Source organism: Asanoa sp. NPDC049475 (assembly GCF_040676915.1).
Classification (GTDB): domain Bacteria; phylum Actinomycetota; class Actinomycetes; order Mycobacteriales; family Micromonosporaceae; genus Asanoa.
Window position 1 is genome coordinate 657508 of record NZ_JBFAPY010000001.1, and the last position, 21041, is coordinate 678548.

18 protein-coding genes are annotated in these 21041 nt (G+C 70.5%); 9 read left to right on the plus strand and 9 right to left on the minus strand.

Annotated features, from left to right (window positions below; genetic code table 11):
• Positions 1-259 precede the first annotated feature (259 nt).
• From AB0J88_RS03165 to AB0J88_RS03190, 6 genes are all read right to left on the minus strand, one after another.
• Positions 260-1309 carry a succinate dehydrogenase/fumarate reductase iron-sulfur subunit gene (locus AB0J88_RS03165; RefSeq protein ID WP_364355486.1) on the minus strand — a complete coding sequence of 350 codons (1050 nt, stop codon included), beginning with the start codon at positions 1307-1309 and terminating at the stop codon, positions 260-262.
• Positions 1309-3219: a fumarate reductase/succinate dehydrogenase flavoprotein subunit gene (locus tag AB0J88_RS03170; protein WP_364355483.1), complete on the minus strand. Its 1911-nt coding sequence runs from the start codon at positions 3217-3219 to the stop codon at positions 1309-1311. Before AB0J88_RS03170 ends, AB0J88_RS03165 begins: the two co-directional genes overlap by 1 nt.
• A gap of 10 nt (positions 3220-3229) precedes the next feature.
• Positions 3230-4033 (minus strand): hypothetical protein, encoded by an 804-nt coding sequence (locus AB0J88_RS03175; RefSeq protein ID WP_364355940.1) that lies wholly within the window; start codon positions 4031-4033, stop codon positions 3230-3232.
• A gap of 118 nt (positions 4034-4151) precedes the next feature.
• Positions 4152-4649: a hypothetical protein gene (locus AB0J88_RS03180; RefSeq protein ID WP_364355480.1), complete on the minus strand. Its 498-nt coding sequence runs from the start codon at positions 4647-4649 to the stop codon at positions 4152-4154.
• A gap of 157 nt (positions 4650-4806) precedes the next feature.
• Positions 4807-6189 carry a metallopeptidase TldD-related protein gene (locus AB0J88_RS03185; RefSeq protein ID WP_364355477.1) on the minus strand — a complete coding sequence of 461 codons (1383 nt, stop codon included), beginning with the start codon at positions 6187-6189 and terminating at the stop codon, positions 4807-4809.
• Positions 6189-7616 carry a TldD/PmbA family protein gene (locus AB0J88_RS03190; RefSeq protein ID WP_364355474.1) on the minus strand — a complete coding sequence of 476 codons (1428 nt, stop codon included), beginning with the start codon at positions 7614-7616 and terminating at the stop codon, positions 6189-6191. Before AB0J88_RS03190 ends, AB0J88_RS03185 begins: the two co-directional genes overlap by 1 nt.
• A 207-nt stretch (positions 7617-7823) precedes the next feature.
• Here AB0J88_RS03190 and AB0J88_RS03195 point away from each other — a divergent pair, with 207 nt between their 5' ends.
• The 3 genes from AB0J88_RS03195 to AB0J88_RS03205 all read left to right on the plus strand — a co-directional run bounded on the left by AB0J88_RS03195 (position 7824) and on the right by AB0J88_RS03205 (position 11740).
• Entirely contained in the window at positions 7824-8843 is a 1020-nt protein-coding gene (locus AB0J88_RS03195; RefSeq protein ID WP_364355471.1) for an ABC transporter permease, read from the plus strand.
• Between the two features lie 11 nt (positions 8844-8854).
• A complete protein-coding gene (locus AB0J88_RS03200; protein ID WP_364355468.1) occupies positions 8855-9850 on the plus strand; it encodes an ABC transporter permease in 996 nt (331 codons plus the stop codon).
• 126 nt (positions 9851-9976) lie between these two features.
• On the plus strand, positions 9977-11740 hold the full coding sequence (locus AB0J88_RS03205; RefSeq protein WP_364355465.1) for an ABC transporter substrate-binding protein: 1764 nt from the start codon (positions 9977-9979) through the stop codon (positions 11738-11740).
• A gap of 40 nt (positions 11741-11780) precedes the next feature.
• Here AB0J88_RS03205 and AB0J88_RS03210 read toward each other — a convergent pair whose 3' ends face one another.
• Together AB0J88_RS03210 and AB0J88_RS03215 are read right to left on the minus strand one after the other, a co-directional pair.
• Complete coding sequence (locus AB0J88_RS03210; RefSeq protein WP_364355462.1) at positions 11781-12584, minus strand: DNA-formamidopyrimidine glycosylase family protein; 804 nt, start codon at positions 12582-12584, stop codon at positions 11781-11783.
• Positions 12585-12587: 3 nt separating this feature from the next.
• On the minus strand, positions 12588-14594 hold the full coding sequence (locus tag AB0J88_RS03215) for a prolyl oligopeptidase family serine peptidase (protein WP_364355459.1): 2007 nt from the start codon (positions 14592-14594) through the stop codon (positions 12588-12590).
• A 78-nt stretch (positions 14595-14672) separates the two neighbouring features.
• Here AB0J88_RS03215 and mshB point away from each other — a divergent pair, with 78 nt between their 5' ends.
• The 4 genes from mshB to AB0J88_RS03235 all read left to right on the plus strand — a co-directional run bounded on the left by mshB (position 14673) and on the right by AB0J88_RS03235 (position 18582).
• Complete coding sequence (gene mshB, locus AB0J88_RS03220) at positions 14673-15566, plus strand: N-acetyl-1-D-myo-inositol-2-amino-2-deoxy-alpha-D-glucopyranoside deacetylase (RefSeq protein WP_364355456.1); 894 nt, start codon at positions 14673-14675, stop codon at positions 15564-15566.
• Between the two features lie 116 nt (positions 15567-15682).
• Positions 15683-16066, plus strand: coding sequence for a hypothetical protein (locus tag AB0J88_RS03225; RefSeq protein WP_364355453.1), 384 nt, complete (start codon positions 15683-15685; stop codon positions 16064-16066).
• 112 nt (positions 16067-16178) lie between these two features.
• The gene (locus AB0J88_RS03230) at positions 16179-18077 is read left to right on the plus strand and encodes a VanW family protein (RefSeq protein WP_364355450.1); all 1899 of its coding nucleotides are present in this window, start codon (positions 16179-16181) and stop codon (positions 18075-18077) included.
• A gap of 40 nt (positions 18078-18117) precedes the next feature.
• Entirely contained in the window at positions 18118-18582 is a 465-nt protein-coding gene (locus AB0J88_RS03235; RefSeq protein WP_364355448.1) for a hypothetical protein, read from the plus strand.
• On the opposite strand, the gene AB0J88_RS03240 is transcribed toward AB0J88_RS03235, so the two are convergent.
• Entirely contained in the window at positions 18551-19528 is a 978-nt protein-coding gene (locus AB0J88_RS03240; protein ID WP_364355446.1) for a GNAT family N-acetyltransferase, read from the minus strand. The genes AB0J88_RS03235 and AB0J88_RS03240 overlap by 32 nt on opposite strands.
• 81 nt (positions 19529-19609) lie before the next feature.
• Between AB0J88_RS03240 and fdxA the strand changes: the two genes are divergently transcribed.
• Entirely contained in the window at positions 19610-19936 is a 327-nt protein-coding gene (fdxA, locus tag AB0J88_RS03245) for a ferredoxin (protein ID WP_239126749.1), read from the plus strand.
• Between the two features lie 5 nt (positions 19937-19941).
• Positions 19942-21039, plus strand: coding sequence for a succinyldiaminopimelate transaminase (gene dapC / locus AB0J88_RS03250; RefSeq protein ID WP_364355443.1), 1098 nt, complete (start codon positions 19942-19944; stop codon positions 21037-21039).
• Positions 21040-21041: the final 2 nt, after the last annotated feature.

Here is a 21041-nt window from a genome sequence, read left to right on the forward strand (position 1 = left end):
GTGGGTGGTGATGCGCGATGCGGCGCCCGCCTCGGACGGCGCCCGCGTGGGACGGCGCCCGCGTGGGACGGCGCCCGCGTGGGACGGCGCCCGCGTGGGACGGCGCCCGCGTGGGACGGCGCCCGCGTGGGGGGGGGCGCCGCCTGGAACGGCGTCTGCGTGAGGCGGCCCGCGTGAGACGGCGTCCCCGTGAGACGGCGTCCCCGTGAGACGACAAAGGGCCCCCGGCCGAAGCCGAGGGCCCTTCGAAGCTGAACGCTCAGTCCTGGTCCGGGTGCGCGTAGTTCAGGTCGCGCGGACGAAGCGGGAACTCCACGTCGTCGCCGAACGGGGACGCGGCACCAGAGCGGTCGAACGCGGCCTCGCTCACGCCCAAGCGGCCGTTGGCTCCGACCGCCGGCAACTGCGCCGGCGAGACCCGCCGGTGCCAGTTGACGCCCCGTTCCACTTCCTGCTCCTCGGTGCGCTCGTGCGCATCCGGCAGGTCGACTCCGCTCAACGCTGGTCCTCCCGTCACGGCATGACTCGAACCGGACTGTACCAACTCGTCGTCGTCGGGGTGCCGGCGGAAGATCTTGCTGCCCAGCCACACCAGCGGATCGTATTTACGGTCCACCACGCGCTCCTTCATCGGAATGATCGCGTTGTCGGTGATCTTGATGTGCTCGGGGCACACCTCGGTGCAGCACTTGGTGATGTTGCAGTATCCAAGCCCCTGCTGCTGCTGAGCGTACGTCTTCCGGTCCTCCCGCGCGTCCAATGGATGCATATCCAGCTCGGCGGCGCGGATGAAGTAGCGCGGACCCGAGAACGCCTTCTTGTTCTCGTCGTGGTCGCGTACCACGTGGCATGTGTTCTGGCACAGGAAGCACTCGATGCACTTGCGGAACTCCTGCGAGCGCTCGACGTCGACTTGCTGCATCCGGTATTCGCCGGGCGCGACACCGGCCGGCGGTGCGAACGCGGGCGTCTCGCGGGCCTTCTCGTAGTTGAACGAGACGTCCGTGACCAGGTCCCGGATCACCGGGAAGGTACGCAGCGGCGTCACCGTGATGGTCTCGTCCTCGGAGAACGTCGACATCCGGGTCATGCAGCCCAGCCGCGGCATGCCGTTGATCTCCATCGAGCACGAGCCGCACTTGCCGGCCTTGCAGTTCCAGCGGCACGCCAGGTCGGGCGCTTCGGTGGCCTGGAGCCGGTGGATGATGTCGAGGACGACCTCACCCTCGTTGACCTCGACCTGGTAGTCCTGCAGGTCGCCGCCGGTCTCGTCACCCCGCCAGACCTTGAATTGGCGCTTCTCTCCCATTACTTGCCCGACCCTTCAGCAGACACGTCGAAGTCCGCCAGCTCTTCCTCGGTGAGGTACTTCGAAAGCTCGGTCCGGTCGAAGAGCCCCATCAGCTCGGGGCGGATCTTCGGCAGCGGCTTGTGCTCGAGCCGCACCTTGTCGCCGTCGAGCGAGCAGACGAGGTTGACCGTGCGCCACTTCGCGGACATCGCGGGGAAGTCCTCGCGGGTGTGGCCGCCCCGCGACTCCTCCCGCTCCAGCGCCGCCTTCGCGGTGCACTCGGAGACCACCAGCATGTTGCGCAGGTCCAGGGCCAGGTGCCAGCCCGGGTTGTAGCGGCGGCCGCCGGTCGCGCTGACCTTGGCGACCCGCTCGCGCAGCTCCGCCAGCCGGGTCAGGGCGTCCTCGAGCTCGCCCTTGCGCCGGATGATGCCGACCAGGTCGCCCATCACGGCCTGAAGATCCTGCTGCAGCTTGTACGGGTTCTCGCCGGTGTCCCGCGACAGCGGGGCGAGCGCCGTGTCGACGGCCGCCTCCACGTCGGCCGCGGGCACGGTCGGGCGCTTTTCGAGGCCGTCGACGTACGTGGCGGCGTATTCGCCCGCCCGCTTGCCGAACACCAGGAGGTCGGAGAGCGAGTTGCCGCCGAGCCGATTGGAGCCGTGCATGCCGCCGGACACCTCGCCGGCCGCGAACAGGCCCTGCACGTGACCCATCGCCGCGCCGGAGTCGGGGTCGACCTCGACGCCGCCCATCACGTAGTGGCACGTCGGGCCGATCTCCATCGGCTCCTTGGTGATGTCGACGTCCGCCAGCTCCTTGAACTGGTGGTACATCGACGGCAGGCGCTTCTGGATGTACTCGGCCGAGCGGCGCGACGCGATGTCGAGGTAGATGCCGCCGGCCGGGGTGCCGCGACCCTCCTTGACCTCGTTGTTGATCGCGCGGGCGACCTCGTCACGGGGCAGCAGCTCCGGCGGGCGCCGGTTGTTGTCCGGGTCGGTGTACCAGCGGTCCGCCTCTTCCTCGGTCTCCGCGTACTGCTTGCGGAAGACGTCGGGGACGTACTCGAACATGAACCGCTTGCCCTCGGAGTTCTTGAGGACGCCGCCGTCGCCGCGGACCGACTCGGTGACCAGGATGCCCTTGACCGAGGGCGGCCAGACCATGCCGGTCGGGTGGAACTGCAGGAACTCCATGTTGATCAGCGTCGCGCCGGCGCGCAGGGCGAGCGCGTGGCCGTCACCGGTGTATTCCCAGGAGTTCGACGTGACCTTGTAGGAACGGCCGACGCCGCCCGTCGCCAGCACCACCGCCGGCGCCTGGAGCAGCAGGAAGTCGCCGGACTCGCGGTAGTAGCCGAACGCGCCGGCGACCCGGTCGCCGTCGAGCAGCAGCTCGGTGATCGTGGTCTCGGCGAACACCCGGATGCGGGCGTCGTAGTCGCCGAACTCGCGCTTGTCCTCCTGCTGGAGCGACACGATCTTCTGCTGGAGCGTGCGGATCAGCTCCAGGCCGGTGCGGTCGCCGACGTGCGCGAGGCGAGGGTACTCGTGACCACCGAAGTTGCGCTGCGAGATCTTGCCGTCCGGCGTGCGGTCGAACAGCGCGCCGTAGGTCTCCAGCTCCCAGATCCGCTGCGGCGCCTCCTTGGCGTGCAGCTCGGCCATCCGGAAGTTGTTGAGGAACTTGCCGCCGCGCATGGTGTCGCGGAAGTGCACCTGCCAGTTGTCGCGCGAGTTCGCGTTGCCCATCGCCGCGGCGGCGCCGCCCTCGGCCATGACCGTGTGGGCCTTGCCGAACAGCGACTTGGAGATGATGGCGACCCGCTTGCCGGCCAGCCGTGCCTCGATCGCCGCGCGGAGGCCGGCGCCGCCGGCGCCGATCACGACGACGTCGTAGTGGTGTCGTTCGATTCGCTCAGTCATGTCAGTCGCCTCAGTTGATGAACCGCACGTCGCCGAACCAACCCGCCGAGACCGCCATGATGTAGAAGTCCGTGATGGCGAGCGTCGCGAGCGTGATCCAGGCCAGCTGCATGTGCCGGGTGTTCAGCTTGGACACGAACGTCCAGAAGCGGTAACGCACCGGGTGCTTGGAGAAGTGCTTGAGCCGTCCGCCGGCGATGTGCCGGCACGAGTGGCAGGAGAGCGTATAGGCCCAGAGCATGACCACATTCACAATAAGAATGAGGTTGCCGAGCCCGAAGCCGAATCCCTCGGGGCTGTGGAACGCCTTGATGGCATCCCAGGTGTTGATGACCGAGATGATGCCGGCGGCGTAGAACGCGTACCGGTGGGCGTTCTGGAAAATCAGCGGGAAGCGCGTCTCGCCGGAGTAGGTCTGGTGACCGTCGGGCACCGCGCACGCCGGCGGGGAAAGCCAGAACGAACGGTAGTACGCCTTGCGGTAGTAGTAGCACGTCAGCCGGAAGAGCAGCAGGAACGGCAGCGTGAGGGCCGCCTCCGGGATGATCCACCAGCTCGGCAGGAAGGTGCCGAACTCTGCCGCCTCACCACACCTGTCGGTAAGACATGGCGAATAGAACGGCGTCAGGTAGTGGTAGTCCTCCACGAAGAACCACTTGTGCATGTAGACCCGGACGGTCGCGTAGGCGATCCAGGCACTGAGGCCGATCACGGTGATGAGGGGCGCTATCCACCATCGATCCGTACGCAACGTCCGAGCCGAAATCGAGGCGCGCGCCTGCGCCCCGACCGGCCTCGTCGCCGTTGTCGTCATGAAGTCTCCCGCAAGGTTCTTTAGCCGCTGGCCGGCGCGTGACGGTGCACACGTTACGCCGGTGAAATCGAGCGGCTCGCAGAGGTGCCAGCGGGTGTGATCAATCCGCTCGACGCGCTTACAGATCAGGAGCACCCAGCCGGCGTACGGATGGTGCACAGTCCCGGTGGCGGTCTTCGAGGCGCTCGAGCACCGGTCGGTCGCGGTTGCCGCTCGGCGCGACGAAGAACGCGGGAGCACCCGAGGAGGCCTGCCGGTCTAGCGCGTTCGCGTACGCGGTGCGGGCCTCGACGAGCTCCGTCCACATGTTCACGGTCCGGTCGTCGCGGTCGCGCTCGGCGACCCGGCGCAGCTCGTCGAGGAACGGTTGCAGAGCGGCGTTCTCGTTGCGGATCGCGGCGGCGCGCTGGCGCGGGCCGGTCGCGGAGCCCGGCGGCGCCACCCGGTTGAGGCGCACCTCGAGCGCGCGACAGGCGTCGTAGACCCGCACCCGGTCGCGGCCGGCGGCGCCGGCCTCGTCGACGGCGCCGACGAACCGCGCGACACCGATCGAGACGCCCGTGCAGGCACCGAGCACGACGACCACGACGGCGGCGACCACGATCCCGATGACCATCCGCCGCCGACGCCGATTGTCCTTATTGTCCGAAGCTGGAGCCAGGGCGGGCTCGGGATCGGGCGCCGGCCCGGGCTCTTTGTCCAAATTATCCGGCTCGGGCGCGTCGGGCGACCTCGGATACGGCGGGGGTGGCGGGGTCGTCATACAGACGAATCTATCCCGACGCGCCACCCGTGAAGTTCCACGAAGCCAGCCGCAGCGACGGACCCGTGAAGCCGAACATGTCCCAGCTGTCCGCCGGCGTGATCGCGTTGCCGCCGACCCCGAGCACGGCGCCCGGCCCCAGGGCCAACGGGTAGGACTGGGTGAACCGGAAGTTGCGGACCGGTCTGGTGATCTCCCCGTCCTCGACCAGCCACACGCCGTTGCGGGTCAGCCCGGTCACGACCAGGGTCTTCGGGTCGAGCACCCGGGTGTACCAGAAGTCGGTGACCAGCAGCCCACGCTCCATCGTGGACAGCAGCGCGGCGGTGTGCCCGTCGGCCGCCGGGCCGGCCACGGCCGCGGTCGGGGCGCCGTCGTCGGGCAACAGCCGCAGGTTGGCCGGCACCGGGCCGAACGCGCTGCCGCCGGGCCAGCCGTGCCCGGTCGAGACGGTGCCGGCCTCGGCCGCGGACCGCCGGTCGTACGCGACACCGGTGGTGATGCCCGCGTCGACGAACGTGACCGGTCGCTTGGGCGTGCCCTCGCCGTCGAACGGGATGCCGACACCCGCGGTCGCGGTCACGTCGTCGACGATGGTCACGGCCGGGTCGAACTGCGGTGCCCCGATCTCGGCGAACGACTGCCGCTCGGTGTGCAGCTTTCCGTTGAAGCCGTACAGCGCGAAGTTGGTCAGCAGGTCGGCCACCGCGGTCGGCTCGAGCACCACCTCGTAGCGGCCCGGCGGAAGCTCGATCGCGTCGGCACCGGCCCGGGCCTTGAGGGCGGCCCGGCCGCCGAGCATCGCGCCGTCGAGGTCGGCGAGCCGGCGGGAGCCGAGCCGCGCGACGCCGTCGGAGCCCGGCACGCGCGCGATGCCGTCCATCGCCGCCTCGGCAGCCCGGCCCGCGACGGCCTGGCCCGCGCTGTTGGCGAACGCGCCCGACCAGTGCACGGTGCGGCAGTAGCCGGCCGTCTCCAGGCCCTCGGCGGCGTCGACGAACGCGCGCACACGGGCGGCGCGCTCGTCGGGGGAGGCCTGCGCGGTCGCCTCGTCCCAGGCGCCGTCCGTGACCAGCGGCGCGGCCGGCGCGAGACCCGGCCAGCCGGGGTCGACCGGGGTCAGCGGGACCGCCGCGACGGTCCGCTCGACCAGCGCGATCAGGCCGTTCTCGTCGACCACCGTGGTCGAGCCGCCGACGGTACGGCCGTCGAGGTGGATCCGCAGCCGGACCGCGGTGGTCGCGTCGGCCACGTTCTGGTGGATCCCCGAGTTGGCGAACCGCGTCAGCGCGAGCGCGGTGTGGTCGACCAGCACCTCCGCCTGCGCGCCGCTGCCGGCCAGCCGCCGGACCAGGTCGACGACCCGGCCCGCGAGATCGAGCTCCGCGGACATCAGCCCGTCACCCCCACGCGTACGCCGGTGAACCGGGCCGGAGCCGCGGGATGGCCGGTGTGCCCGGTCTGGCCCGGCTGGCCCTTGCCGCAGTTCGGAATGCCCCAGGCCGTGACCTCCGACGAGAGCATGTCCATCGACTGCCAGAAGGTCGGTCCGATCCCGGTGTAGGTCGGGTTGCGCAGCATCCGACCGATCTTGCCGTTCTTGATCTCCCAGCCGATCTCGCAGCCGAACTGGAAGTTGAGCCGCCGGTCGTCGATCGACCAGGACCGGTTGGTGTCCATGAAGATCCCGTCGTCGGTGCTGGCGATGATCTCTTCGAGCGTGTGCGGACCGGGCTCCAGCCCGACGTTGGTCATCCGCACCATCGGCAGCCGCGCCCAGCCGTCGGAGCGCACGCTGCCGGCGTAGTCCAGGCCGGCCACCGACGCGGAGTCGCGCCCGGAGAGCACGCCGACCCAGAGGCCCTCGTGCACCGCGTACCGGGCGGCGGCCGGGGTGCCCTCGTCGTCGAAGCCGAAGCTGCCCAGCGCGCCCGGGATGGTCGGGTCGATCGCGATGTTCATCAGCGACGAGCCGTAGCGCATCGAGCCGAGCTGGCTCAGATCGAGCCAGGAGGTGCCGGCGTACGCGGCCTCCCAGCCGAGGATGCGGTCGAGCTCGATCGCGTGCCCCACCGACTCGTGGATCTGCAGCGCCATCTGCTCGCTGCCGAGGATGAGCGAGGTCTGGCCGGCCGGGCAGGGTGCGGCGGTCAGCAGCTCGCGCGACTCGATCGCGACCCGGGCCGCGTTGCCGGGCAGGTCGAGCCCGGTGACCAACTCCCAGCCCCGGGTGCCGTACTGGTTGCCGTAGGACCGCCGCTGCGTCTCGCCGTCGCCGATCGAGGTCGCCGCGATGCCGCCGCCGCATTCGCGGAACCGCTGGTCGATGCGGTGCCCTTCGCTGGAGACGAACCACTTGGCGGTGTCCCAGATGCGGTAGTGGCTCTCCGCGAGGTCGGCCCCGTGCTCGCGCATCGTGGTGGTGAGGCCGACCATCAGCTCGGCCTTGTCGGAGAGCGGCACGCTCAGCGGGTCGACCTCGCAGGGCGACGACCACGAGCCGGTCGCCGCGGGCAGGGGGATCAGACCGGTGGCGGGGCCGGGCACGCTCGCGCTCGCGGCGGCGATCTTCGCGGCACGGGTGCCGGCCGCACGGGCGGCGGGGTCGGACATGTCGGGTACGGCGTAGAAGCCCCAACCGGATCCGACCAGTGCGCGCACGCCGACACCGGCGTCCTCGTCCTGGCTGAGCTCTTCGATCTCACCGTTGCGGGCCGACATGGACTCGGTGCGGCGATGCATCACCCGCGCGTCCGCGTAGCGCGCCCCGGCATCGAGAGCGGCCTGGACCGCGGCGGCCGCCGCGTCGAAATGGGTCACCCGCACGAGCCTAGGTCACGATTCCGCGACTTGCGCGAACCCGACGGGAGACATAACGCGTCCTCGATGCAGAGTCGTTACCAACCACCAGGCTGACAGTTCGATGGCCGTAGCTTACTTTCAGCGCCAGCGGGCGGATGCAACTTCCTTTCGCACTCGAAGCGTTCACTGCACAGTGCACGACCCGGAAGGAGGTGACCGAGGTCCATGACGGATGGCGCCACCGGACCCGTCGGCCTCAAGGTCACGACGGCCGACGAGCCCGCCGCCGACGTGTCGGCCACCGACGCCGAGAAGAGCGTCCTCGGCCGTTCGCCCGGACAGCTCGCCTGGATGCGGTTGAAGCGCGACCGCACCGCCTGGGCCAGCGGCAGCGCGCTGGTGTTCTTCGCGCTCGTCGCGATCGCCGCGCCGTTGATCGAGCGCCTCTACGGCAAGGGACCCCTCGACCGGTTCTCCGACAAGCTCGACGGCAACGGCAACCCGCTGGGCTATCTGGGTGGCGTCAGCAGTGAGCACTGGTTGGGCGTCCAGCCCCGGCTCGGCCGCGACATCCTCATCCAGATCGTCTACGGAATGCGCACGTCGCTGCTCGTCGCGCTGAGCGCGGCGCTGCTGACCATCGTGCTCGGCGTCGTGATCGGCATCCTCGCCGGTTACCTCGGCGGCAAGGTCGACGCGGTGCTGAGCTGGCTGACCGACCTGACGCTGGCGTTCCCGTTCTACATCTTCTGCTTCGCGTTCGTGCCGATCGCGGTCGCCCAGCGCTACGGGCCGACAGACCAGGAGGCGTCCTGGTTCCGGCCACTGCTCCTGATCGTCGTGTTCGTGCTGTTCAACTGGACCTACAGCGCTCGCCTGGTCCGCGGCCAGGTGCTGACCCTGCGCGAGCGGGAGTTCGTCGAGGCGGCCCGCGCCTCCGGAGCCGGTCTCGGGCACGTGCTGTTCCGCCAGCTGCTGCCCAACCTCTGGGCGCCGATCCTGGTCACCTTCTCGCTCAACGTGCCCGCGCTGATCACGGCCGAGGCGGCGCTGTCGTTCCTGGGCATCGGCATCCTCGAGCCGACACCGGACCTCGGCCGGCTGATCGCCGACAGTGTCAACTACGTCCGGGACGACCCCGCGTTCACCCTCACCGGCGGCATCACGCTCTTCGTGCTGGTGCTGGCGTTCAACCTGTTCGGTGACTCGATGCGCGACGCCCTCGACCCGAAGTCCGACCGGTAGGGGGCGCGACGATGCTGCGGTTCTTCATCAAGAAGCTGCTCCTCGCGGCCACGACGCTGATCACCGTCAGTGTGATCACCTTCGGCCTGTTCTTCGCGGCGCCCAACAACCCGGCCGAGCTCATGTGCGGCAACCGCAAGACCTGCACTCCCGCGCAGCAGGAGAGCATCGCCCGGCGGATGGGCCTCGACAAGCCGGTCGCCCAGCAGTACGCCGACTTCATGGCCGGCATCGTCAAGGGGCGCACGTTCGGCGAGGGCGACGCGATGCGCGAGTGCCCGGCGCCCTGCCTGGGCTACTCGTTCCGCAACGACGAGCCGGTCACCGACATCATCGGGCGCACGCTGCCCGTGACGCTGTCCATCGTGTTCGGCGCCGCGGTGGTCTGGCTGCTCATCGGCGTCTCGGTCGGCATGGTCTCGGCGCTGCGCAAGGGCACCATCTTCGACCGGGGCGCGGTCGGCTTCTCGCTCGCCGGCGCCTCGATGCCGATCCTGCTGTTCGGGCCGTTGCTGCTGATCATCTTCGTGTACGAGACGGGCTGGCTGGCCTATCCCAGCTACACGCCGATCACCGAGAACCCCGCCAAGTGGGCGGCCGCGATGCTGCTGCCGTGGCTGGCTCTCGGTTTCATCAACTCCGCCCTCTACGCGCGGCTGTCCCGGGCGCAGATGGTCGAGACGCTGTCCGAGGACTTCGTGCGCACCGCGCGGGCCAAGGGCATGACCAAGTTCCGCGTGTACGGGAAGCACGCGTTGCGCGCCGCGATCACCCCGATCGTGACCATCGCGGGTCTGGACCTGGGCACCTACCTCGGCGGCACGGTGGTGACCGAGACCATCTTCGGCTTCACCGGGCTGGGCAAGGCATCGCTCAACGCGGCGATCAACCTCGATATGCCGCTGGTAATGGCGACGGTGCTGCTCGCCGCGTTGTTCATCGTCGCGGCCAACGTCATCGTCGACGTCCTGTATTCGTTCATCGACCCGAGAGTTCGTCTCGCCTAGACCCACGGGCGCGTGTCGGTGTGGGCCGTGCCGACACGCGCCCGTGATCTGAAAGAAATGTTCGGTGTAGAGGCTGAGGTCGGAGGATTTCTGCAATCCTCCGCCGGGATAGGGAGGGAGTGACCGATGCGTTCATCACGGACGTCGCGGCGGCTGACCGCGGCTGCCGGGGTCGCGTTGCTGCTGACAGCGACGCTGGCCGCTTGTTCGAAGAACACCGGCGAGGGCACGCAGCAGGGCAACGAGGTCGTCGAGAGGACCGGTGCGATCTCGACCGACCCCAAGGAGTCGCAGGGTCCGGCACCGGAGGTGGAGGGTGCCACCAAGGGCGGCATCCTGAAGGTCATCCAGCAGACCGACTTCGAGCACATGGACCCGCAGCGCACCTACGTCGTGGGCGCGATGGCCGTGCAGCACATGCTGGTCCGCAACCTGACCCAGTTCCGGGAAGACGGCAAGGGCAAGCTGACGCTGGTCGGTGACCTCGCCGAAGACCCGGGCAAGGACGTCAACAAGGACTGCAAGACCTGGGAGTACACCCTCAAGAAGGGCGTCAAGTACGAGGACGGCACGGAGGTCAAGGCCGCCGACGTCGCGTACGGCATCGCCCGGTCGTTCGAGGAGACCATCGACGGCGGCCCCACGTACGTGCAGGAGTGGCTGGCCGACAACCCGACCTACAACGCGGAATACAAAGGCCCCTACACCTCCGGCAACACCAACGTGCCGGGCCTGACCGTCAACGGCGACTACGGCCTCAAGTTCGAGTTCAAGAACCCGCACTGCGACCTGCCGTTCGCCCTGTCCATGGGCACCTCGGCGCCGCTGCCGGCCGCCAAGGACACCAAGCTCGAGTACGACCGGCACGTCTTCTCGTCCGGACCGTACAAGATCAAGGAGTACGTCAAGGACAGCAAGCTGGTGCTGGAGCGCAACCCGAACTGGGACCCCAACACCGACCCGATCCGGCACAACTACCTCGACGGCCTCGAGGTCGAGATGGGTCCGGACGACGCCGCGCAGACCGAGCGGGCCATCGCCGGCGGGGCGGACGCCAACGCGATCGCCTGGGACGGCGTGCCGCAGTCGCTGGTGAGCAAGGTGCAGGGTGACCCGTCGCTCAAGGAGCGCACGATCGACACCCCGAGCCTGTTCGTCTGGTACCTCGCGATCAACAACCAGAAGGTCACCGACATGAACGTCCGGCGCGCGATCGGTTGCGCGCTCGACAAGCAGGGCATCCTGCTGACCCAGGGCGGCGACGCGGCCGGCCGGCTGACCAACAACCTGCAGGCCGACACCACGATCGGCTACCAGGAGATCGCGGACCCGACCGGTTGCGGCCCCACGGGCAACCCGGAGAAGGCCAAGGAGATGGTCGGCGGCAAGAAGATCAAGCTCGCCTTCATGTCGCGTGACACCGCTTTCGGCCAGCAGACCGCGCCGGTGCTCAAGGACAGCCTGGAGAAGGCCGGCTTCGAGGTCGTCGTCTCCTACATCGCGCAGCCGAACCACAACCCGACCGCGCGTACGAAGGACAACCCGTACGACATCTACATCAGCAACTGGGGCGCGGACTGGCCGAGCGGCGCGTCGACGATCCCGGTGCTCTACGACGGCCGCAAGATCGGCCCGCAGGGCAACTCGAACGTGTCCTACTTCAACGCTGACGACGTCAATACCGCGATCGACAAGGCGTCGGCGCTGCCGGCCGGCGAGGCGGGCGACGACTGGTCCGCGATCGAGAAGACCATCATCGACAAGTACTACCCGGTCGTCCCGATCTACCAGTCCAAGACCTTCGTGGTCATGGGCGACAAGGTCGGCGGTGTCTTCCACTCCGACTCGATCGGCACGATGGTCTACTACAACGCGTTCATCAAGCAGTAAGGACGAATGAAAGAGGGGCCTCCGGTGGGAGGCCCCTCTTTCACAGTCTCTGGTCGACCGGGCAGAACCAGGTGCTGCGGCCGCCGTACGTGCCGTGTGACATCGGGGTGCCGTCCCGCGGGCAGCGGGCGTCCGGGCCGCGCATGTTCACGATCTCCAGCGTGTGCACGCCGCCCCCGTTCACCGAGGTGCGGATCGCGTAGCGGGTGGCCCGCAGCAACGCCGCCACCTCGTCCGCGGACAGCGCGTCGACCGGCTTGCCCGGATGCACCCGAGCCCGCCACAGGATGTCGTCGGCGAGCAGGTTGCCGATGCCGGCGACGGCGTGCTGGTCGAGCAGCCGGGCCTTCACCGGTGCCGTGCCGCGGCCGAGCATCGCCCGGAACTGCGCCGGCGTAATCGCCGTGGCGTCCGGCCCGAGCAGCTCGATCGGCGGGTCCAGCCGGATCCGGCCCAGCCGGCGCGGGTCGACCAGCATCAGCCGGCCGCCGTCGGCGAACGTCAGCGCGAACCGCGAGTAGCGGAAGTCGCCCGGTGCCCGGCCGCGCTCCCAGTAGTCGCCGCCGTCGACCTCCGTGCCGTCCGGGTCGGCCACCACGATCTTGCCGGACATGCCGAGGTGGATGCCGAGGACCGGCCCGTCCCCGGACGTCTCGCACCACATGCTCTTCCCACGCCGGTGCGCCACGGTCAGCCGTCGGCCGACCAACGCGGCGCGGATCTCGCCCGGCGGATGCGGCCGGCAGACCCACGTGTCGTGGTCGTCGACGTCGACGATCTCCCGGTCGAGCCCGGCCCGCGCGATCACCGAGCGGGCGTTCTCGACCTCGGGAAGCTCCGGCACGTGCTAAACGGTACGGCGCAGGAAGTCGCGTTCGGCCGGCAGGCGGCGGGCCAGGTCGGACTCCCGGAGCAGCTCGTGCGGGCGGTTGGTGCGGGTGAGCACCGTGGACAGCCGGGACACGTGCGCCGACTCCTCCGCGTCGGTCGGGTCGGCCACGATCAGCAGCGGGCGCACCGCCGACCGGCTCAGCACCGGCTCGGCCGCCAGCTCCAGCAGCGAGTGGTGCGCGTAGATGTCCGGGCCGTCGACCGGCTGGCCGAGATAGCGCTCGGCGTAGGCGGTGCCGCACCGCGCCCAGTCGACGATCGGGCCCTCGGCCACCGCGCACCGGAACATCTCCGGGCGGCGCAGCACGGCGAGCGCGGCGAGCCAGCCACCGAACCGCCGGCCGCGTACGGCCACCCGGGCGAGATCGAGGTCGGGGTGCTTGCCGCTGAGCGCGGCGAGCGCGTCGACCTGGTCGGTGAGCATCACGTCGGCGAGCCGGCGGTGCACCACCTTCTCGAACGACGGTGCCACGCCGGGCGTGCCCCGGTTGTCGACGGTGACCACGGCGAACCCGTTGTCGGCCCACCACGCTCGCTCGAGCCAGGCGGCCCGCTCGGCCCGCACCTCCTGGTGCCCCGGCCCGCCGTCGATGTCCAGCAGCACCGGCAGCCGGCGACCGTCGACGTGTCCGGCCGGGTAGACCACCGCGGCCGGCAGGCGCCGGTCGGTGACCCGCTCCAGCGCGGGACGCGGCGCGACCGGCGGCTCCGCCGAGAGCATTTCCAGCTTGGCCACCTGGGCGTCGCCCTTCCAGACCGTCCAGCGGGTGCCGGTGTGGTCGAGCGAGCGGGCGCCGATCACCAGCACGTCGCCGCCGACCGCACCCGTGTGCCAGCCGGGCGCGGTGGTCAGCCGGCGCGACTCGACGCCGCCACCGCCGATCGCCGTGCGTACGCGGAAGAGGTGTTGCTCGCTCGGCTCGCCGTCGCTGGCCTCGACCAGCAGGTCGGGGGAGCCGCCCGGGCCGGGCATCCGGCCGACGACCCGGCGCAGGTAGAGCGACGGCGGCGTGAGCAGCGTGCCGTCGGCGAACAGGCAGCGCGCGTCGTAGCCGTCGTGCGCGAGCTCGCCGCCGACCAGCACTCTGCCGTCGGGGAGGTGGCAGGGCGTGCCGGCGACGGGCTCGACCCAGCGCGGGTCGGCGAGCTCGGCGTGCACCTGGGTCTCCCCGGTGCGCGGGTCGACCGCCAGCACGAGGCCGTGCTGCTGCATCCGGCGCAGCACGGTGATCAGCGGCCCGCCCTCGACCCAGTCGACGGCCACCAGGTAGGGATAGGTCTCCCGGTCCCAGTGCACGTCGACCCAGCCGCCGTCGAGGTCGAGCAGATGCAGGCTGACCTCGGCGTTCACGCCCCCGGCGAGGGAGCGGGCGATGCTCTTCGGCGGCTCGCCGACCTCGATGCGGGCCACTCGCGCGTCGTCGACCCGGGTGGCGAGCAGCGTCTGCCCGTCGGGCGACCACCAGTAGCCGCGGTGGCGGTCGAAATCCCGGGCGGCCACCTCGTCGGCGCGGCCCCAGCTCACGTGGTTGCCCTCGCCGGCCAGCAGCACGTCGGCGCCGTCCGGCTCGATCACCCGCAGCTCACCGGTGGCGCTCAGGTAGGCGATCCGGGTCCCGGTCGGGTCCGGGCGGGCGTCGGTGACCGGACCGGCCGCGGCGACCTCGGTGACCGTGCCCGTGCCCAGGTCGACCTGGCGCAGCCGGCCGTCGGTGACCAGGGCCACGACCTTGGCCAACGGATCGGTGGCGTACGCGTCGATCGGGCCCTCGGCGACGAGTCGCTCGATCCCGGGTTCGCCGTCGCCGGCCGGCAGGTCCAGCGTCCATAGCGCGTCCGTGGGATCTTCCGGGCCGGCTGAGCGCAGGAACAGCACCCGCGAGCCGTCAGCGGCCACGGTGACCTGGTGCGGGGCGCCGCGGGTGAACCCGTGGGTCCGCGCGGCCAGCTCGGGAAACTCCACATCCGGATCGTATGGGGTACAAGGGGCCGGTGAGAGTCGTTCCGAAAGGCCCCCGCCGGACACGCGTAGAGTGGCCCGGTGGTTCGACGACTACTGCTGGTGCATGCCCATCCGGACGACGAGTCGATCAGCACCGGCGCGACGATGGCGCACTACGCGGCGCTGGGTGACCAGGTCACGCTCGTGACCTGCACCCTCGGCGAAGAGGGCGAGATCTACGTCCCCGAGCTCGCCAAGCTGGCCGCGGCCGACGCCGACCAGCTCGGCGGCTACCGGATCGCCGAGCTGCGCGCCGCCTGTGCCGCGCTGGGCGTCAGCGACGTGCGCTTCCTCGGCGGCGCCGGGCGCTACCGCGACTCCGGGATGATGGGGCTCGACACCAACGACAACCCGCGGTCGTTCTGGAGCGCGGACCTCGACGAGGCCGCCGCCTACCTGGTCGAGGTGATGCGGGAGACCCGGCCGCAGGTCATGATCACGTACGACGAGAACGGCTTCTACGGGCACCCCGACCACATCCAGGCCCACCGGGTGGCGATGCGGGCGGCGGAGCTCGCCCGGGCCGAGGGCGTCGGTCCCGAGAAGATCTACTGGATGGCGATGCCCCGCAGCGTGCTCGAGGCGGGTCTGCACGCCTTCGCCGACACGGTGGGCAACCCGTTCGAGGGCGTCGAGAGCGCCGAGGACTTCCCGTTCGGCACCCCGGACGAGGAGATCGCCGCCCGGATCGACGCGACCGACCTGCACGACGCGAAGGTCGCCGCGCTCAAGGCGCACGCGACCCAGATCCCCGACTCCTCGTGGCTCTACGCGCTGGCCGGCGACTTCGGCAACGAGTTCATGGGCGTCGAGTACTACACGCTCGCTGCCGGCGAGCGCGGCCCCGGCGATGGCCCGAACGGCTGGGAGACCGACCTGTTCGCCGGCATCGCCGCCGCTGAGCCCGCGCCGGCGGAGGCCGGTTCGAGGTGACCAGCGTGTCCAGCCCCACCGACCACGTGCCGCCGCCGGAGCCGCCGGAGCCGTCCGAGCCCGGGCGGTCGCCGGCCCCCGAGCCGAGGCCGAGCCGCGACCGCGGTGCCGTCGCCGTGCTGCTGACCACCGCGGGCGCACTGCTCGCGGTGCTGATGGCAGCGCTGTCGGCGGTGCTGGAGCTCCAGCTGATCAGCTTGCGGGTCGGCGGCCAGCTGATCGGCGTCTCGGCGGTGCTGGCACTGGTCGGCAACCTGTTCATCGGCGCCTTCGCATACCGGGCGACCCGGCGCAAATGGGCTGTCTTTCCGCCTGCCCTGATCTGGCTCGCCGTCACCCTTATCGCCGCCGGAAGAACTACGGAGGGTGACTACCTGATCGCATCCAATAACTGGGTGGGCTGGGCCATGATCGGGCTCGGATCCCTCGCCTGGACGATCGTCGGCATCCGGCTTGTCTCTTCTCCACCTGCGAAAACGTCCGCGAGGACGCTGTACTGAACGACCGGCGCCGCCGGGCGCCGAAGGTGAGCGCGGCCACGCAGCCGTGTCAGAGCTGAGATCTTCTCGTTACACTTCGTGCGGTCTACTAAATCCCGACTTAAGGTATTTGATGCAGACCGCCCTCTGGAGCAACAAGCGCCGACGCCGGTACGCCGTCGGTGGCGCCGTCCTCGCCGTGCTGCTGGTCCTGATCGGTGTCCTGGCCGGGTTCACGAACCGAGGTGAGAAGGGCGACTTCGCCCGCGGCACCTCCGTGCTCGGCATCGACATCAGCGGCCTCGACCGCGCGGACGCGGCCGCCCGCCTGCACGCGGGTCTCGACGGCAGGGCTGAGCTCGACAAGCCGATCACGGTGCACATCACCGGCGACTCCGCCAAGGCGGCCGACGCCCAGGTCACCCCCGACCAGGTCGGTCTCGCGGTCGACGTCGACGCGACGGTGGCCGCGGCCGCCGCGCACGGCGGCGACCCGGTCAAGCCTCAGGTCACCCTCGACGCCACGAAGCTCGACGCCGCGCTGCGCCCCACGGTCGAGCAGGTCACCGGCGACGCCGCCACCCCCGGCTCGGTGACCTTCGACGGCGTCACCCCCCACGTCACGTACCCGTCGCCGGGTAAGGCAGTTGACCTGCCGAAGGCCACGGACGCCGTGAAGACCGGCTGGGTCGACGCGATCTCGGCGGCCGGTGTGACCACCGGCGGGACCGTGCCCAGCCCGGGCCAGCCCGGCGCCCCGACCGTGTCGGTGCCGCTGGTCGAGGTCGACAACACCAAGGCGCGCGCCGCCGTCGACCAGCTGATGGACACGCTGGTCAAGCCGGCGGTGGCCGCTCCGGTGACCGTGCACTCGGCGAAGGGCGACGTCACCATCACGCCCGACATGATCGCCAAGAGCCTGAAGATCGACGGCGCCGCCGACGGCACCGTCACGCCGTCGGTCGACGCCGGCGCGCTGCGGACCGCCATGGGTCCGGCCATCTCCAAGATCGAGTCGTCGCCGCCGAGCGCGGTGAAGGGCGAGGGCGCCACCCAGCAGGTGCTGGTCAGCGCCGCGGGCGGCCAGTACGTGGACGGCGGCAAGCTGGCCACCGACGTGCTCGGCGTGCTGCCGCACACCGGCCCCCGCAGCGTGGACGCCACGCTGAACCCGGCCCCGGCCCAGGTCAACGACGCCAACCTGAGCAAGCTCGGCGTCAAGGAGAAGGTCTCCTCGTTCACCACGAAGTTCACCGGCGGGCTGACCGAGCCGCGGGTCAAGAACATCGTGACCGTGGCCAAGAAGGTCGACGGCGCCGTGGTGAAGCCCGGTGAGACCTTCTCGCTGAACGGCTTCACCGGCTGGCGGGGCTACGAGCAGGGCTACGTCGACGCACCCGTGATCGACAACAACAAGCTCGTGCCCGCGGTCGGCGGCGGCATCTCGCAGTTCACGACCACGCTGTTCAACGCGAGCTACTACGCCGGCCTCAAGGACGTCGAGCACAAGCCGCACTCGTTCTACATCTCGCGGTACCCGTCGGTGATCGAGTCGACGATCTACTGGCCGAACCTGGACCTCAAGTTCCAGAACACCACGCCGTACGGGATGTTGATCGACACGTCGTACACCAAGGACTCGATCACGGTGTCGATGTGGAGCACCAAGGTCTACGACAGCGTCAAGACCGAGTGGCAGCCCAAGCACGACATCACCAAGCCGGAGAACAAGACGCTGCCGGCCGGCCCGGACTGCATCGCGACGACGGGCACCGATGGGTTCACGCAGGACGCCTACCGCATCATCACCAAGGATGGCAAAGAGGTGCAGCGCGAGAAGTTCACCTGGCGCTACGATGCGGAACCGCGTTACGTCTGCGAAAAGCCCACCGACGACAAGCCCGCGAGCGACCAGGGCGCGACCGACCAGGCCACGACCGACTCGCCCGACATCCAGCCGGAGCAGCCGAACGACGTGCCGGTCGCACCGGTGACGCCGCCGGCCAACTCCGGCGGTGGCTGGAGGCGGTGAGCCCACGCCGACTGACGCCGGCTGAGCGTTGGAGGCGTGCGTGACAAACCGTTGGCTACGGATCGGCGTTCTCGCCGGCGCGTTGTTCGCGATCAACCTGGTTGCCCGGGGGGTCGCGAACTTCGCGTTCGGCGACGACACGGACATGCAGGACCGGGTCTCGCTGGTCTTCTTCGGCGTCGTCGCGCTGACGCTGGCGGTCGTCGCCTTCCGCTGGGGGCGCGACCGCCCGGTCGGCATCCTGATCGCCGACATCGCGGGTGCCGCACTGGTCGCCTGCCTGGCCACGGTGCTGATCGGGCCGGCGGTGTTCGGCGGCAACCCGTTCGGCGGCGGCGCGGGCGAGTTCTTCGCGCAGATCTGGCTCTACGCGGCCTGCACCGCCGGCGGGTTCCTGGTCGGCTACCTACTGCTCGTGGTGCTCGGCCGGGACTTCCGCTCGCGCCAGCTCGCCGCGTACTCCAAGGCCAAGCTCAGCAAGCCGCGTCGGGTCGTCCGGCGCTGAGGGGCTGCTCGCGGGTCAGGTAGCTGTGGTGGGTGGTGAAGCCCATCGTCCCGTAGAGCGCGACCGCGGCCGAGTTGCGCTCCTCCACCTGGAGGAACGCGTGGGTCGCGCCGAGCTCCAGAGCCCAGCCGGCGAGCGCCGCGGTGACCTTGCGGGCCAGGCCGCGCCGCCGGTGCGCCGGCACGACCTCGATCGAGGCCAGGTGCAGCCAGCGCCGTTCGTCGCCGACCACCGCGCCCCGACCCGCCGCGATGAGCGTGTCGCCGTCGTAGACGCCCGCGAACCGGACCTCGGGTGGCCCGGTCAGCACGTGCAGCGCCGAGGGCGGCAGGCTCCGCTTGCGGGCCTCGTAGATGGCGAGCCAGTCGTCGCTGGGCGCCTTGGCCAGCGACACGCCCGAGGGCTCAGCCGTTTCGGCCAGCGGCGGCAACGGCGCGGTCTGGAGCAGCGTGAGCGGGCGGGCGGTCCAACCGCGGGCGTCCAGCGCCGCTCCGACCGGCGCCGCGAGCGGCAACGGCGTGTTCACCAGGGCGGGCTGGCCGCGCTCGGCGTACCAGGCCTCGATCGCGTCGATCGCCGCTTCCAGCGGCCGGTCCGGGTCGCCGATCGGCAGCGCGGAGTTGGCCCGGCCGGTCCATCCTTCGGCGCTGCGCAGCAGCCAGTCGCCCAGCTTGCCGCGGATCGGCGCAGGCCAGGCGGCGTCGGCCGCCAGCTCCAGCGCGATCACGTCGGCGGCGGTCGGGCGGCGCTGCGGCGGCACCCGCTTGGCCCGGTGCACCTCCGCCAGGGGAATCACGATCGTGCCCTTGGCGGTGGCCACGGTGAGATTGCTCTCGTCGACCGCGACGAGCTCGCCGAGGGCGTCGGAGTAGATCGGGCGACCGTGGCGAACACCGACAATCCGCCGGATCACCACACGGTGTCCCACATCCTGCCGTCGGAGCACGATCGACCCCCCTCCACGCGAGATACTAGGCTCTTGACCGTCGCGGGTGATCGCGGCGTGGCTACGGAGGAGAGAAAACCCGTGACCTACATCATCGCGGAGCCGTGCGTCGATGTGCTCGACAAGGCGTGCATCGAGGAGTGCCCCGTCGACTGCATCTACGAGGGCAACCGGATGCTCTACATCCACCCCGATGAGTGCGTTGACTGCGGGGCCTGTGAACCGGTCTGCCCGGTCGAGGCGATCTTCTACGAGGACGACGTGCCGGAGCAGTGGAAGGACTACACCACTGCCAACTACGAGTTCTTCGAAGACCTCGGCTCCCCGGGTGGCGCGTCCAAGGTCGGCAAGATCGAGAAGGATCACGCCGTCGTGGCAGCCCAGCCCCCGCGGGAAGGCGAGCACTGAGCGGCGTGCGGGTCTCGGCCACCCTGCCGGACTTCCCGTGGGACCTGCTGGAGCCGGCCAAGGCGGTCGCGGCAGGGCACCCGGACGGCATCGTCGACCTGTCGATCGGCACGCCGGTCGACCCGGTCCCGGCTGTCGTCCGCGAGGCGCTGTGCGCGGCCGCTGACGCGCCCGGCTACCCGCTGACCGCGGGCACGCCGGCCGTGCGGTCGGCGATCCGTCGGTGGGTGGCCCGCGCCTGCGGCGCCACCTCCGACGACATCGGCGTGCTCCCGACGATCGGCTCCAAGGAGCTGGTCGCCGGATTGCCGGCCCAGCTCGGGCTGGGCGACGGCGACGTCGTGGTGATCCCGCCGGTCTGCTACCCGACGTACGAGGTGGGTGCGCGGCTGGCCGGCGCCAAGGTCATGCGCGCCGACTCGCTGGTCTCGCTCGGCCCGGCGACCGACGTCAAGCTGATCTGGGTCAACTCGCCCGCCAACCCGAGCGGCCGCGTGCTGCCCCCGGCCCATCTGCGCAAGGTGGTCGACTGGGCGCGCGAGCGCGGTGCGGTCGTGGCCAGCGACGAGTGCTATCTGACCCTCGGCTGGGAGGTCGAGCCGACCTCGATCCTGTCGCCGTCGGTCAACGGCGGCTCGCTCGACGGCCTGCTCGCGGTGCACTCGCTGTCGAAGCGCTCCAACCTGGCCGGCTACCGGGCCGGCTTCGTGGCCGGCGACCCGGCGCTGGTGGGTGAGTTGCTGGCGGTGCGCAAGCACGCCGGCCTGATCGTGCCGCAGCCGGTGCAGGCCGCGATGGTGGCCGCGCTCGACGACGAGACGTCCGCGACCGAGCAGCGCACGCGCTACGCCGCCCGGCGCGGCGTGCTGCGCGAAGCGCTGGAGAAGGCCGGCTTCGCGATCTCCCACTCGGAGGCGGGCCTCTACCTGTGGGCGTCCCGCGACGAGGACTGCTGGTCGACCGTGGAAGCGCTGGCCCAGCTGGGCATCCTGGTGGCGCCCGGAGCGTTCTACGGACCCACCGGCGAACGTCACGTCCGGGTCGCCCTGACCGCCACCGACGAGCGGATCGCCGCCGCCGCCGAACGCCTCACCGCGGCCTGACC

Excerpts from the sequence above, each read along its gene's own strand:
- AB0J88_RS03180 (WP_364355480.1), bottom strand. The coding sequence starts at position 4,649 with ATGGTCATCGGGATCGTGGTCGCCGCCGTCGTGGTCGTCGTGCTCGGT.
- AB0J88_RS03165 (WP_364355486.1), bottom strand. The coding sequence starts at position 1,309 with ATGGGAGAGAAGCGCCAATTCAAGGTCTGGCGGGGTGACGAGACCGGC.
- AB0J88_RS03170 (WP_364355483.1), bottom strand. The coding sequence starts at position 3,219 with ATGACTGAGCGAATCGAACGACACCACTACGACGTCGTCGTGATCGGC.
- AB0J88_RS03185 (WP_364355477.1), bottom strand. The coding sequence starts at position 6,189 with ATGTCCGCGGAGCTCGATCTCGCGGGCCGGGTCGTCGACCTGGTCCGG.
- AB0J88_RS03205 (WP_364355465.1), top strand. The coding sequence starts at position 9,977 with ATGCGTTCATCACGGACGTCGCGGCGGCTGACCGCGGCTGCCGGGGTC.
- AB0J88_RS03230 (WP_364355450.1), top strand. The coding sequence starts at position 16,179 with ATGCAGACCGCCCTCTGGAGCAACAAGCGCCGACGCCGGTACGCCGTC.
- AB0J88_RS03195 (WP_364355471.1), top strand. The coding sequence starts at position 7,824 with ATGACGGATGGCGCCACCGGACCCGTCGGCCTCAAGGTCACGACGGCC.
- AB0J88_RS03200 (WP_364355468.1), top strand. The coding sequence starts at position 8,855 with ATGCTGCGGTTCTTCATCAAGAAGCTGCTCCTCGCGGCCACGACGCTG.
- AB0J88_RS03175 (WP_364355940.1), bottom strand. The coding sequence starts at position 4,033 with ATGACGACAACGGCGACGAGGCCGGTCGGGGCGCAGGCGCGCGCCTCG.